11 protein-coding genes and 2 pseudogenes are annotated in these 13234 nt (G+C 67.4%); 6 read left to right on the plus strand and 7 right to left on the minus strand.

Features of this window, described 5'->3' with window-relative positions; all coding sequences use genetic code 11:
• Nucleotides 1-8 precede the first annotated feature (8 nt).
• Nucleotides 9-938 carry a hypothetical protein gene (locus tag ACMGFG_RS13350; RefSeq protein WP_436930822.1) on the plus strand — a complete coding sequence of 310 codons (930 nt, stop codon included), beginning with the start codon at nt 9-11 and terminating at the stop codon, nt 936-938.
• A 27-nt stretch (nt 939-965) separates the two neighbouring features.
• On the opposite strand, the gene ACMGFG_RS13355 is transcribed toward ACMGFG_RS13350, so the two are convergent.
• Nucleotides 966-1388 carry a DUF7970 domain-containing protein gene (locus ACMGFG_RS13355; protein WP_436930823.1) on the minus strand — a complete coding sequence of 141 codons (423 nt, stop codon included), beginning with the start codon at nt 1386-1388 and terminating at the stop codon, nt 966-968.
• Nucleotides 1385-2224, minus strand: a complete 840-nt coding sequence (locus ACMGFG_RS13360; RefSeq protein WP_436930824.1) for a ParA family protein — start codon at nt 2222-2224, stop codon at nt 1385-1387. The genes ACMGFG_RS13355 and ACMGFG_RS13360 overlap by 4 nt, the downstream gene beginning before the upstream one ends.
• Nucleotides 2225-2722: 498 nt before the next feature.
• On the opposite strand from ACMGFG_RS13360, the gene ACMGFG_RS13365 reads away from it, so the two are divergent.
• Nucleotides 2723-3244 carry an MFS transporter gene (locus tag ACMGFG_RS13365; RefSeq protein ID WP_436930825.1) on the plus strand — a complete coding sequence of 174 codons (522 nt, stop codon included), beginning with the start codon at nt 2723-2725 and terminating at the stop codon, nt 3242-3244.
• Nucleotides 3245-3938: 694 nt separating this feature from the next.
• Here ACMGFG_RS13365 and ACMGFG_RS13370 read toward each other — a convergent pair.
• From ACMGFG_RS13370 to ACMGFG_RS13380, 3 genes and pseudogenes are all read right to left on the minus strand, one after another.
• The gene (locus tag ACMGFG_RS13370) at nt 3939-4064 is read right to left on the minus strand and encodes a hypothetical protein (protein WP_436930947.1); all 126 of its coding nucleotides are present in this window, start codon (nt 4062-4064) and stop codon (nt 3939-3941) included.
• Between the two features lie 43 nt (nt 4065-4107).
• A pseudogene (locus tag ACMGFG_RS13375) lies at nt 4108-4179 on the minus strand (hypothetical protein); the annotation flags it as partial.
• Between the two features lie 260 nt (nt 4180-4439).
• Nucleotides 4440-4688, minus strand: coding sequence for a hypothetical protein (locus tag ACMGFG_RS13380; protein ID WP_436930826.1), 249 nt, complete (start codon nt 4686-4688; stop codon nt 4440-4442).
• A 109-nt stretch (nt 4689-4797) separates the two neighbouring features.
• Here ACMGFG_RS13380 and ACMGFG_RS13385 point away from each other — a divergent pair, with 109 nt between their 5' ends.
• Entirely contained in the window at nt 4798-6147 is a 1350-nt protein-coding gene (locus ACMGFG_RS13385) for a glycerate kinase type-2 family protein (RefSeq protein WP_436930827.1), read from the plus strand.
• Between the two features lie 113 nt (nt 6148-6260).
• On the opposite strand, the gene ACMGFG_RS13390 is transcribed toward ACMGFG_RS13385, so the two are convergent.
• A complete protein-coding gene (locus ACMGFG_RS13390; RefSeq protein WP_436930828.1) occupies nt 6261-7106 on the minus strand; it encodes a fumarylacetoacetate hydrolase family protein in 846 nt (281 codons plus the stop codon).
• Nucleotides 7107-7226: 120 nt separating this feature from the next.
• Here ACMGFG_RS13390 and ACMGFG_RS13395 point away from each other — a divergent pair, with 120 nt between their 5' ends.
• The 3 genes and pseudogenes from ACMGFG_RS13395 (at nt 7227) to ACMGFG_RS13405 (ending at nt 11429) form a co-directional block, all read left to right on the plus strand.
• Nucleotides 7227-8594 (plus strand): nickel pincer cofactor-dependent isomerase, group 22, encoded by a 1368-nt coding sequence (locus tag ACMGFG_RS13395; RefSeq protein WP_436930829.1) that lies wholly within the window; start codon nt 7227-7229, stop codon nt 8592-8594.
• Between the two features lie 110 nt (nt 8595-8704).
• Nucleotides 8705-9118 (plus strand): annotated as a pseudogene (locus ACMGFG_RS13400) (Gfo/Idh/MocA family protein); the annotation flags it as partial.
• 829 nt (nt 9119-9947) lie between these two features.
• Nucleotides 9948-11429, plus strand: coding sequence for an alpha-N-arabinofuranosidase (locus ACMGFG_RS13405; protein WP_436930830.1), 1482 nt, complete (start codon nt 9948-9950; stop codon nt 11427-11429).
• Between the two features lie 1060 nt (nt 11430-12489).
• Here ACMGFG_RS13405 and ACMGFG_RS13410 read toward each other — a convergent pair.
• Nucleotides 12490-13131, minus strand: coding sequence for a TetR/AcrR family transcriptional regulator (locus ACMGFG_RS13410; RefSeq protein WP_436930831.1), 642 nt, complete (start codon nt 13129-13131; stop codon nt 12490-12492).
• Nucleotides 13132-13234: the final 103 nt, after the last annotated feature.

Raw genomic sequence — 13234 nt, forward strand, 5'->3', positions numbered from 1 at the left:
CACTCCGTATGGATATCCCCGAATCGGTCCGCGACGACATCGAGTCACGAGCGAACGTCGTCGGGACCGCGGTCGGTCCCAAGCGCGTCGGCGACCGGAAGACCGACGAGGAGGCGCTCATCGTGCTCGTCTCCCGGAAACTCCCGGAGGCGCAGCTCTCGGAGCGCGACCGGATCCCGGAGGAGATCGAGTTCGACGACACGACGTGCAAAACCGACGTGCAAGAGGTCGGCGACGTGCGGACGCAGGCGGCCACGGAACCCGAGGAGCGGTACGACCGCGAGCGCCGCTGGCGGCCGGCGCCGGCCGGCGTCTCGTTCGGCCACGTCGAGACCACCGCGGGGACGCTCGGCAGTCCGCCCCTCGAAACGGAGGACGGGACCACGGTCGTCCTGACGAACGCGCACGTCGCGGCACCGATCGGGGCCGCCGAACCGGGCGACGACGTACTCCAGCCTGGCCCGGCCGACGGCGGGACCGACGAGGACGTCGTCGGGTCGCTCGTCGAGGGCAGCGAGATCGTCGCCGGCGAACCGAACACGACCGACAGCGCCATCGTGGCAGTCGACCCCGACGACTTCGAGGATTCGGTCCTGGGGGTCGGTCCCTTCGCCGGGTTCACCGAGCCGTCGACGGACGCGACGTTCACGAAGAGCGGGCGGACGACCGGCGTGACGACGGGGGACCTGCGCGGTCGGGACGCCCGTATCAGGGTCCGAGGCTACCACGAGGAGCCGACGCTGTTCACGGGTGTCGACGTGTTCGGGCCGATGAGCGCCGCCGGCGACAGCGGCAGCCTGATCGGGGTCGAGGGCGAGGACGGGTTCCGCGCGACGGACCTGCTGTTCGCCGGGAGCGACCGGACGACGCTGGCGATCCCGATGGACGCGGTCGAAGCCGAACACGGTGAACTGGCGCCTGTAGGGGCCGACAACTGATCGAGGTGGGGTGCCCCGTTCGGCGGCTCAGCTCCAGCCGTAGCCCCACTCCTCGAGTTTCGCGAGGACGAGCTCCGGATTCTCCTGGGCGACGGCCATCGCGGCCTCGGTCACGTCGGTCTTGTACACGTCCTCGCCGAGCTCGGCCTCCATCTCGGCGACGAGGTCGTCGATCCCGGCCTCGACGTGGTCGCGCAGGAAGACCGGCCGCTGGGTCCGGCCGTCCTTGACCCCGTCGCGGGCGTGGATGTACGGGAGCGACCCGCGCTGGACGTTCTCGTGGGTCGAGTCGGCGGACGAGGTGTCAGTCGTCTCGCCCGTCTCTGCTGTGTCGGCTGTCCCGACCGCGTCCGCCGCGCCGACCTGGTCGTCGGGCGCGGCGTCCGGCTCGTCGGCGTCGCTCCCGGTCGGCTCCTCGACGAACGGGTCGTCGGTCGACCCCTGTTTCATGCTTCCACCGCCTGGGTCTCGCGGATGCGCTCGGCGAGCCGTTCGACCTTCTCGATCGTCTCGAGCTCGTGGTCGCGCTCGCGTTCGCGATACTCGTCGATATAGCGAAATGCGGTACATTGCTCGGCCCAGCACCCTTCCAGCAGCGACGACCGCTCGCGCAGCCGGATCGGGATCTCCCAGCCGTCGGCCTCGATCTCCTCGAGGAACCGGTCCTGGTCGTTCATCCCCTTGTAGCGGTTCGGGACGACCGCGAGGACGCCCACCTCGATCCCGAGCTGGTCTTCGAGCCCGCCGACCAGCTGGTCGAGCCCCTGGACGGACTCGTAGCCCTTCCCGCTGGGCTCGAAGGGGATGACGAGGTGGCGGGTCGCGTGGATCGCGTTGTGGAGCTTGATGTCGGCGGTCGCCGGCGGGTCGACGATGAGCGTGTCGTACGCCTCGTGGACGCCTGCCTCCCGGAGCACGCGCAGCAGTTGCTTGTTCGGGTTCCACGACTCGCCGAAGTCCGCGGCCTCCTCCTCCCGGCGCCGCAGATGCTTCGACGCGTACTCGAGGATGTTGTGCGACGGCACGATATCGATCCCCTCGCTCGTCCGGATCAGGTCCGCGAAGTCGCCGCGCGGACGGTCGATCATGTGTCGCAGGAGGCTGTCGGCCTGGTCGTCGTCGCGGTCGTCGGCCACGTCCAGCAGGTACGACAGCGACGCCTCCTGGGTGTCCAGGTCAACGACGAGCACGTCGCGACCGGCACGGACCTCCGCCTTCGCGAGGTTCGCGGCGAGCGTCGTCTTCCCGACACCGCCCGCCTCCGAGTACACCGTATAGGCCAGCATATCCGGCCCGTCGGCCCGATCAGCTATAAAACTTAGTCAGACGGTATAGCTGAGTGGCTTAGCTAAGTTAGATAGCTCTCCCGCACGGTCACTCGAATTCAGAACGACCGGGCGAGCCACTAATCGACTGTAAAAGTACCTGAAACTTGTGTTTCGTGGGGTTTAGTAATTCTGGTTGAACATACCTCTGACTGGATCATCGTCGGTTCTGGGAGGAGGTAATCAGATGGACTATATAGATAATCTAAGTGGATGAGCTAAACCGATAAGCTATTACAGTGTATTGGTTTGTATCACTCCCCTGGGCGAAGAGTCGAATTAGATGAGTTGCTCGGATCAGCTAATCTGCTTGGCTATACCCTTTGACTGAGTTAGCTAGCTGAGCCATTCAGCTGTTCAGGGTGCCTACCTTTCGCAGCTAGTCCTGGTAGCTGTGTGTTTCCACTATCCCGGGAAGCGGCCCTGGCCAGGCGAGTTGGTCAGTCTAGTCGGTCAGTTGTGACGATCCTGTTCTCGTTCGCACACAACGCAGTCGTCGCCTTCCTCCCGCTGTATCTCACCCGGGAAGCCGGGCTCGCGTCGACGACGGCCAACGCGCTCTACAGCGGCCTGTTCGTCGTGAGTCTCGTCCAGCTGGTCACCGGCGAGGTCAGCGACCGGACGGGGGCGCTCCCGGTGCTGGCGCTGACGCTCGCGCTCGCGACGGCCGGGCTGGGTGGCGTCGTCCTGCTCACCGGTGAGGGCGTCCTCGCCCTGGGCGCGGCCGTCGTCTGCCTCGGCCTCGGCGCCCACGGTTACCGCCCGGTCCGGGGCGCCTACCTGATGACCGTGATCCCCGACTCCGTCGCCGGCGGGAGCCTCGGCGCCGTGCGCACGCTCCTGATGGTCGCCGGCGCTGCCTCGCCCGCGCTGGTCGGCTACCTCTCCGAGACGGCCGGGTTCCGGCCCGCGTTCTGGCTGCTCGCCGCCGCGTTCGCCGCCGCGACCGCGCTCACCAGCCTCCTCTGGATGGTCGAGTGAGACGAGTGGTCGTTCATCGGAACCCCAGTGTACGCCGACCCGCTTCCGGGAACCGGCTCCCCGCCTCGGCCTGTCGTCCTACCCAGTCCCGTCCCGACAGGTGTCCGACCGAGTCGACGGCGAAGTCGTCACTTCCGTTCCACCATCCCCGGCTCCCCTAAATTTGGAAAATATTCTCGAAATCACATATGTATGCGTGCCGATTCGAATACCAGTCTTCGACCGCGACGCTCGCTGGGTCTCCGGCCCCGGACCGATACCGTCGAATACCCGCGATATAGAGCAACTATCGTCTGTATCCGGGTACTCGACGACGGATCTGAGGGAACACGGACTTCGGCTTCGTCGACTCCCATGGATACGACGATCGGCGGCAAAATACCGGACAAGAGGGATTCACGAGGCGACAGGAGATGACTCGTGACCACGGGACCGACGAGCGGGCAATACTTTATAGTATTCTTATGTATCTATGGACAGTACTGGAATCATAGACGATATCGAGCCCCCGTCGGAGGGAGACGGCGGTCGGGTTCCGAGACGGTCAGCAGGTCCCGTCGTACCACCGGGACGGATCGACGGTCGCGTCGCCGAACCGTTCGAGCGTGAACTCGTATCGAATGCGTCTGGCGTCCTCGAACCCGACCGCCCGGTCAGCTACCTCGTCGCTCAGCTCGTCGTTGGCGCAGTGGGATCACCGGACCAGCACGTCAGTCTCGGCGAGCACGGTTTCGGAGAGCCCGTGTTCGGGTTCGTCGAGCGGCGTCGGTGACGGTCGGACGGTCGACGCCGGACACTCGCGGCGGATCGACGACGACACTGCCGTCCCGTCGGACGGTGACCGTTCGCCCGGCGTAGTCGAAGGAGACGCGAACCGGCGTGCCCGCGTTTCCGGATGGCTCGAGCAGGGCGTTGAGCACCTCGGGGTCCACCATCACGGACAGCGGCGGCAGGTCGAACCCTTCGGTCGGCGGCCGCGACGACTTCGAGGATCGAGACCCTGGCGTGGCTGGTTCGTCGTCCACCACCAGTCCCCACCACCGCACCGCGTAAGTCGGTGTTTGCCGTTCCGTCACACACTCACGGTTGGATGCCGCCGACTCTTCGTCGGACGCCTCCAAGGCAGCCGCTGACGCCCGCTCCCACGCGTCTCCGGTTCCTGCCTCACGGACCCTTACAACAATACTAATGTAATCTAACCGCCGCCCACAGTCGTTCGGTCGCCCGAGACGGCCCTGTCAGCTCTCCGATGGACGCGAATGTCGGGTATAGACCGCTTCTCGACGACCCAGATCCCGAATTCGCGCGTACCGAACGACCGCTGGCTGCCGTCTCCGGTCTCGCCGCCGCACGCGTGGCGACGCTCGTGGTCCCGGAACAGGCGCCCGGTCCATCCCTCCGGATAGAGATGCCCGTCACCGTCCTCGGCCTCGCTCTCGTCCATGATACCTCTCGATGGCCGGCGAGGAGAGATAAATTCGATCGGTGGCGCGAGGGCTCGAACAGGATCGGCGGTAGAAGAAGTTTTGAGCGCCGCGGTCGAGGGTACGGGCATGATCTCGAACAGGGGCCGGATCGCCACCGGGCCCGACCGCGAGACGGCGCTGGACTGCATCGAGGCGGCGATCGACGCGGCCGCGCCGGAGAGGGCGACGCGGTCGGCGGTCGGGCTGGACGGTGGAACGCTCTCAGTCGAGGATTCGACCTACAACCTCGACGAGTACGACGACGTGGTCGTCGTCGGCGCCGGGAAGGCGGCCGGCGGCGTCGCTCGCGCGCTCGAATCGGTCCTGGGAGACGGGATCACCGACGGCGTCGTCGTCACGAAACACCCAGTCGAGACCGAGCGGGTCCGCGCGGCGGTCGGCGACCACCCGTATCCGAGCGAGCGGGGCGTCGAGGCGACGACCGACCTGGTCGAGACCGTCCGGGCCGCCGACGAGGGGACGCTCGTCCTGTTCGTGCTGACCGGCGGGGCGAGCGCGCTGCTGGCCGCGCCAGCGGGGTCGCTGACGGTCGCGGACCTGCAGGAGACGACCGAGGCGCTCCTGTCGAGCGGCGTCCCGATCGGCGGGATCAACGCCGTCCGCAAGCACCTCTCGGCGGTCAAGGGCGGCCGGCTCGCCCACGAGGCGGCGCCGGCGACCGTTTGCGGGCTCGTGCTCTCGGACGTGGTCGGCAACGACCTCTCGACGATCGGCAGCGGGCCAACCGTCCCCGACGAGACGACGTTCGACGACGCGCTCGGTGTCCTCGACCGGTACGACGTGACCGTCCCCGAGGCCGTCCGCGAGCACCTGCGGGCGGAGACCGGCGGTGAGACCCCGGGGCCGTCCGATCCCGTGTTCGACCGGGTCACCCACCACCTGATCGCCGACAACATGACCGCGCTGGAGGGCGCGGCCGAGGCCGCCGAGGCGGCCGGGTACGAGCCGCTGGTACTCACCTCGCGGCTGCGCGGCGAGGCGAGGGAGGTGGGGAAATCGCTCGTGTCGATGGGAGCGGAGGCCGCGGCGACGGGCACCCCCGTCGAACCGCCGGCGGTCCTGCTGGCCGGCGGCGAGTGTACGGTCTCGATCACCGGCGACGGCGGGAGCGGCGGGCCGAACCAGGAAATCGCGCTCTCGGCGGCACTCGAACGAGAAGACGTCGTCCTCGCGGCGGTCGACACCGACGGCGAGGACGGGAGTTCCGAGGCCGCCGGGGCCATCGTCGACGGCGCCACGGTCGGCGACGGCGACCGCGAGCGCGCCCGGGAGCACCTGGCCGCCAACGACGCGGGGACCTACCTCGCCGAGGTCGGCGCGACCATCGAGACCGGCCCGACCGGGACGAACGTCAACGACGTGGTCGCAATCGTCGTCGGCGAGCGGTCGAACATGATGTCGCCGTACAGCGAGTAGGGCAGCGACTGGATGCCGGTCAGGGCCGGTCCCGCCTCCTCGACTCGTTCGCGGGCGGCCGTGAGCCCGGCGGCCGAAGGGATCGAGTCCGGCCCGACCGCCGGGAGGGAGTGCTACTCGGCGACGACGGGGTTTTCGAGCGTGCCGATGCCCTCGATCTCGGCCTCGCAGGTGTCGCCGGGTTCGAGCAGCTCCGGCGGGTCGCGGAAGATGCCGACGCCGCCGGGCGTCCCGGTCGTGACCACGTCGCCGGGTTCGAGCGTCATGTCCGCGCTGATGTACGAAATCAGCTCGTGGATGTCGAAGATGAACTGCTCGGTGTTCGAGGACTGCTTGGTCTCGCCGTTGACGCGCAGCTCGACGTCGACGGCGTTGGGGTCGAACTCGTCGCCGGCGACGAGCGTCGGGCCCAGCGGCGCGAACGTGTCGTAGCTCTTGCCGCGGAAGAACTGCCCGTCGGACATCTGGGCGTCGCGGCCGCTCACGTCGTTGAGCACCGTGTAGCCGGCCACGTAGTCGTCGACCTCGTCCTCATCTACGTCGGTGGCGCGGCGGCCGATCACGGCGGCGAGTTCGACCTCGTAGTCGACCTGCTCGTCGCCGCCGGGGTGGACGATCGGGCTCCCGGGGTTCGTGACGGCCGTCGAGGCCTTCGAGAACAGCATCGGGACATCGGGGACCTCCTCGTCCTGCTCCTCGGCGTGGTCGTGGTAGTTGAGGCCGGCACAGACGATCTTCCCGGGCCTCGGGACCGGCGCCAGCCGGTCGACCTCGTCGGGGTCGACGACCGGGAGCGCGCCGTCGTCGACGGCGCTCGCCAGGCGGTCGAGGTAGCGCTGGTTGGTCAGGTCCTCGTACGACGGCTCGCCGGCGGGATCCGCCGCGAGCGCGTGGATGCCCGCGTCCGTCTGGACGCCCCAGGCGGGACCGCTTCCGTCGGAGTATCGAACGAATCGCATCGATCGGGATAGGTCGGCACTCTCACTTAAATTGGCCGATCGAGGCGGCCAGCAGCCCGAGCCGGGGCGTCCCCGCCGTGGCACGGACATCTTTAAGACTGGACCGGGCAACGTTGTGGTATGGACTCGGATCTATCGAGGGACTCGCTGGCCGTGCCAGAGGACGCGATCGGCGAGGCCTGCGGCGAGACGCCGCTGCCGGAGCTGGGCGTGATCGAGCAGGTCTGGGAGACCGACCCGATACCGACCGACGAGATCGCCGAGCGGGCCGGCGAGGCGTTCGCGTCGCTCCCGCTCGACGAGGTCCCCGACGGCGGGGATATCGCCATCGGCGCCGGCAGCCGCGGTATCGCGAACCTCGGCGAGATCGTGGCGGGCGTCGTCTCGGAGGCACAGGAACGGGGCTACGAACCGTTCGTGTTCCCGGCGATGGGCAGCCACGGCGGCGCGACCGCCGAGGGCCAGCGGGAGATGCTGGCCGAACTCGGCGTCGACGAGGCGACCGTCGGCTGCGAGATCCGGTCGAGCATGGACACCGTCGAGGTCGGCCGGACCGAAGACCGCGACGTGCCGGTCGTCGCCGATAAAAACGCCGTCGAAGCCGACGCCATCGTTCCGGTCAACCGGGTGAAGCCACACACCGACTTCGATGGCACCGTCGAGAGCGGGCTCTCGAAGATGCTCGTCATCGGGATGGGCAAACAGCGCGGCGCGAAGACCGCCCACGACTGGGCGGTCGACTGGTCGCTGCGGAACATGATCCCCGAGATCACCGAACGCCTGCTGGACGAGTTGCCGGTCGTCGGCGGCGTCGCGATCCTCGAAGACCAGCGCGACGACACCGCCCTGCTGGAGGGTGTCCCGCCCGAAGGCTTCCTCGACCGCGAGGCCGAACTACTGGAGCGGGCCTACGACGAGATGCCGACGCTCCCGTTCGACGACATCGACGTGCTCGTCCTCGACCGCCAGGGCAAGGACATCAGCGGCCAGGGCATGGACACGAACGTCATCGGCCGCCGGCCGTTCGCCATCCAGGAGCCCGAGCCCGACACGCCCGATATCAAGCGGATCTACACGCGCGGGCTGACGGAGACCACCCACGGCAACGCGATGGGGATGGGGTCGGCCGACTTCGTCCACGCGGACCTCCTCGCGGGAATCGATATGCCGACGACGCTCATCAACGCCCTGACGGCGAGCACGACCCGCGGTGTCCGGCTCCCGCCCGCGGTCGAGACCGACCGCGCTGGGCTGACCGCGGCGCTGTCGACCATCGGCATCGTCGACCCCGAGACCGTGCGGGTCGTCCGTGCCCCCGACACGATGCACCTCCAGCACCTCTACGCCTCGCCGGCGCTCGTCGACGAGGCGCGCGAACGGGACGGCCTCCGCGTGGTCGCGGAGCCCTCGCCCGTCGAGTTCGACGACGGCGATTTCGCGGCGCCGCCGGCCCACGAGGCGGTCGACGACGGGTCGGGTGAGGACTGAAACCGCGACGGAACGGCAGAGAATCGAAAACGCGGTCGTCTTCTTCAGTTGTCGCGTTCGGACGGTTCGACGCGGCGGCCTTCCTCGTGAGACAGGTGAGCGGCCTCGGTGAGCTGGACGCCGGCGCCGTCCTCCAGTTCGAGACCGGGAGCGGGACGCTGGGGACCTGCCACACCGGCTACTACCTGAGCGACCGCGGCAAGGACACCCACTTCGGGCTCTACGGGACCGACGCGCAGGCCCAGACGCCGCTGCACCACGACTCGCTGCAGCACGAGCCGACGATCCCCCCTGGAGATCACCTCGGACGACCCCGACTGGTCGGCCGCGCCCAAGCGGACCGTCCAGTACGATTGTACCTACGACCGGTTCCCGCCTGGGGGGACTTCGTCTACGACCACTTCGAGGGCTACGAGACGGGCGACGTACCCGCGGCCGTCGACGACACCGTCCAGCTGCTCCGAGTCATGGACGCTGCCTGGGACTCGGCCGACCGCGACGAGTGGGTCTCCGTCGACGACTGACTCCACTCGGACGACACTCACCGCCCACCGCCCGGGATACCGCACGTCCCCCGATCTCCGGCGGCTTCCGGCCCCGTTCTCCCCCAGAGAGCGGGACCCACCCGTCCGGTCCACGGACTCCCCGGTAGACGATCGGTCCCCTCTCCGGCCGCTCCGAACGACGCATCGCTGCCGGCGACCGGCAGGGCGCTCGCTGCGTGGGAGTCGACTGGCCGTCAGGGACATACCTAAGAAGTCTTTGAATACAAAGGAATAATTATATTTCATATACTACAGTCCGGACGAGCGTTCCGGAACCGTCGAACCGCGCGGCACCAATGTGCGTACAGCGACGTGGACCAGAGTATCGGCGAACGCCACCGATTTCGGGTTCGTATTCCGAAGTATCGCCCACAGCTGGCGGCCGCAAGGTGGACGACCCTCGATAGCACGAGGATGGCGGTCAGATCGAGCGAATTTCCGGCGTATACTGCGCTGATGCACCGTCTATTCCGGACAGTACTTCTGTAACTGCCCGGCCGTCGCGCTCGCAGACACCACCAGTCGATGTCAGAAAACGCGACGAATAACATATTCCAGTCATATATGTATATCTTATACTATCACGGTATCGATCCGCAGTAGCATTCCGAACGCAGCAGGCTGGGCATCCGGAGCGCCGCGTCTGTGTCGGCGGGGGAGGGCGAAGTCCGTAGAAACGACCCGTTACGTGTATGTTGAAAGTATAGCTCATCGGCTGAGCTCAGCCGAATAGCTACGTTGTCGGGTCCGGGACGGCCGCTTCACGAACTTATTTGCCCTTCACGGCAGTCGGGGACGGATATCGTCGATGACACCCGATACTATCCGCGTCCGAACCAGCGAGGAGATCGACCGCGTCAATCCGGAGATCCACGGCCACTTCGCCGAGCACCTCGGCCGGTGCGTCTACGGCGGGCTCTGGGTCGGAGAAGACGACCCGCTCCCGACGACAGACGGGATCCGCGAGGACACCGTGGAGCGGCTCTCGGACCTCGGGGTCCACCAGCTCCGGTGGCCGGGCGGCTGTTTCGCGGACGCGTACCACTGGCGCGACGGGGTCGGGCCCCGCGAGGAGCGGCCCACCCGCCCGAACGACTTCTGGGCACAGGGCCGCGAGGAGGCGTTCGTCGAGTCCAACGCCTTCGGGACCGAGGAGTTCGTGCGCCTCTGTGAGCTCGTCGACGCGGAGCCGTTCCTGGCCGCGAACGTCGGTTCGGGCGACCCCCAGGAGGCCAAGGAGTGGGTCGAGTACTGCAACCGCGAGGACGACACCGCGCTGGCCCGGGAGCGGGCCGAGAACGGCTCGCCGGACCCCCACGACGTGACCTACTGGGGCGTCGGCAACGAGAACTGGGGCTGTGGCGGGCAGTTCGACCCGGAGACGTACGCCAACGAGTTCCGCCGGTTCGCCCACTACATGCGCCTGCGGGGCGCCGAGGAGACGATCGCCTGCGGGCACGTCGACGAGGACTGGAACCGGCGGTTCCTCGCGCAACTCACCGAGCCGGACCTGCTGGACCACCTCTCGATCCACCGCTACTTCGGCCGCTGGGACGGCGACTGCGGGAGCGCCACGGAGTTCGACGACGAGCAGTACTACCTGCTGTTCGCCGAGTCGCTGAAGGTCGGCCGCCAGGTCGACAGCGCGGCGGCCGCCATCGACACCTACGCGTCGACCGACGACGTAGGGATCGCGGTCGACGAGTGGGGCGCCTGGCACCCGGAGGCGACCAGCGAGAACGGCCTCGAACAGGAGAACAGCGTGCGCGACGCGGTGGCGGCCGCGGGCGTCCTCGACGACTTCAACCACCGCGCGGACCTCGTGTCGATGGCCAACCTCGCTCAGACCGTGAACGTCCTGCAGTGTGTGGTCCAGACCGACGAGGAGGCCGCGTGGCCGACCCCGACCTACCGGGTGCTGGACCTGTACAGCCCCCACGTCGGCGCCACGGCCGTCCGGACTTCGGTGGAGACGGAGGAAGTCGAGACCGACCTGTGGGAGGTCCCGCTGGTCAGCGCCTCGGCCACCGACGGCGACGAGGGGACGTACGTCACCCTCAGCAACCGCTCGCTCGACGAGGAACGGACGGTACGCGTCGCCGTGCGGGACGACATCGGCGGCGCGTCCGGCGAGGTCCTCTTCGCCGACCACGACCCCTCCGACTACTCCACCCGCGGGAACGCCGCCGAGTTCGAGGCCGCCGACCTCGACGTGACGACCGAAGACGGTGACCTCGTCGTCGACCTCCCGCCGAACAGCGTCGCGGGCCTGTCAGTCGAGTCGGCCTGAGCCATCGGCGATCCGGAGCCGCCCGCCGCTCCGGGCCGGACCGGGAACTGCCCGCGTTCGCCCGCGTCCGTCTCGCCGCGCCAATCCGGTACCGCGTCCCGTGGTTCGCCAGCGCGAACTGGAACACAGCCGAACCGACCACCGACACCGGTATCCGACTCCGGTATTGCCGGATATATGGACACATCGAGGATCTCCGAGATCCCGCACTTACTGGCGGCATACCGCGACAGATCGACTCCAGGCCACAATATATTACGATGATATCGTCGTAATTTTATGGGCGTCGAACCCGCAATTCGTCCGATATAATCGGATAAATACGTGCCCGGATCCTCAGTGGGAGTTCCCGCAGGCTTCCCGATCGAGCGCCCAGCGTTCGAGGCCGCGAGGGGACGCAGCGCGGGTAGTCCAGCTGGCCACAACGGATCGGTCAGGGCAACACCAACGCCGTGTCGGCGACTATCGCGTCACTCCCCGGCCCGAACGATCAACGGAACGGGATCGGCCGACATTACCGGACAGCTCTCGGAACCCCGAACGGCGGCTCAGACGCCCTTCCGCCGGTCTATAGTACGAACGACACTCCGTGGTCGAGAGAGTGTCACCGAACGCCGCGTGAGCCACGGCCGTGAATACTGTCGAGTGCGGGTCATTCGGCCGTCGGCAGTAACTCCGCGGCGAACCGGACGAACGGCGGCCGGACCGCAGCGGAAACCGTTCGCAGGGCTTTCAAGCACGAAACGGCGGAAAGTCGCGGGCAATGGGGTCAGAGAACGCGGATCCAGATCCGGCCATTCCGAAATAGTATCCGATTTAGTCGGACGGACAGCCGAGAACTACGAGAATCGAGAGAACCGGCGCGAGACGGAGAGGACATCGAACACCTCCGATAGCGAAGTCCTTCCCACGGAAACGGGAACGGCCGAGGGGAGCGGCGGAACCGCGTCGAGTTGGGGGCACCGGGACTGTGCGAGCCCGTGGAGCGATACAGGATACCCCGTCCGCGTCGAACGGGGAGGGGTGGAGCGGCCGTTATGGGTCCGTCGCGACCTCGATGCTACTGTTTGCTGAAGTTACCGCCCTGGTACTCGCCGACCTCGTGGTCGGCGGTGAGGAGATCCCGGTCGACCCACCGGGCGATCCCCTCGCGCATCCGGTACGTGGCTCGCTCGACGCCGAAGGTGACCTGTACCGTCCGTGCACCGACCAGCGACGTGTACATGACGTGGGCGGTCTCGTAAGGGTCGACCTGCCGGAAGACGCCGGCGGAGACGCAGTCCACGACGATCTCGGCGATCGTCTCGACGTTCTCCTCGTAGCGGGCCGAGAGCTTCTCGCGGAACTGATCGTTGTGCGCCGCCTGCACGCGCAGTTCGGTGATAGCAAGTGCGAACGTCTCCCGGCTCTCCTCGCCCGGTTCGATGACGAACCTGTCGACGAACTCCTCCAGCCGGGCGAGCGGCGCCTCCGCGTCGGACTCCGCCAGCCGCTCCCGTCGCCACCCGATCGCTCTGTCGAGGAAGGTGACGAGCAGCTCCTCTTTGGTGTCGTAGTGGTAGTGCAACAGGGACCGGCTCTTGTCGAACTCGTCGGCGATGTCCTGCATCGTGAGCCGCGCGTACCCGTGTTCGCACAGCGCACTGTAGGTCGCACCCATGATCGCCTCGTGGGTGTCGTCAGCCGCTTCCGCAAAACTCATATTGGGTAATCTACCCCATCATACAAAACGTTCCCGATAGATAACTTATTTGAGTGTTTCGGGGTGGCCCCAGACGGTGCCCGCGACCGAGATGGCACCGAAA

It is taken from the genome of Halosimplex halobium (assembly GCF_051414055.1).
Classification (GTDB): Archaea; Halobacteriota; Halobacteria; order Halobacteriales; family Haloarculaceae; genus Halosimplex; species Halosimplex halobium.

Excerpts from the sequence above, each read along its gene's own strand:
- ACMGFG_RS13350 (WP_436930822.1), top strand. The coding sequence starts at position 9 with ATGGATATCCCCGAATCGGTCCGCGACGACATCGAGTCACGAGCGAAC.
- ACMGFG_RS13355 (WP_436930823.1), bottom strand. The coding sequence starts at position 1,388 with ATGAAACAGGGGTCGACCGACGACCCGTTCGTCGAGGAGCCGACCGGG.
- ACMGFG_RS13360 (WP_436930824.1), bottom strand. The coding sequence starts at position 2,224 with ATGCTGGCCTATACGGTGTACTCGGAGGCGGGCGGTGTCGGGAAGACG.
- ACMGFG_RS13380 (WP_436930826.1), bottom strand. The coding sequence starts at position 4,688 with ATGGACGAGAGCGAGGCCGAGGACGGTGACGGGCATCTCTATCCGGAG.
- ACMGFG_RS13385 (WP_436930827.1), top strand. The coding sequence starts at position 4,798 with ATGATCTCGAACAGGGGCCGGATCGCCACCGGGCCCGACCGCGAGACG.
- ACMGFG_RS13390 (WP_436930828.1), bottom strand. The coding sequence starts at position 7,106 with ATGCGATTCGTTCGATACTCCGACGGAAGCGGTCCCGCCTGGGGCGTC.
- ACMGFG_RS13395 (WP_436930829.1), top strand. The coding sequence starts at position 7,227 with ATGGACTCGGATCTATCGAGGGACTCGCTGGCCGTGCCAGAGGACGCG.
- ACMGFG_RS13405 (WP_436930830.1), top strand. The coding sequence starts at position 9,948 with ATGACACCCGATACTATCCGCGTCCGAACCAGCGAGGAGATCGACCGC.
- ACMGFG_RS13410 (WP_436930831.1), bottom strand. The coding sequence starts at position 13,131 with ATGAGTTTTGCGGAAGCGGCTGACGACACCCACGAGGCGATCATGGGT.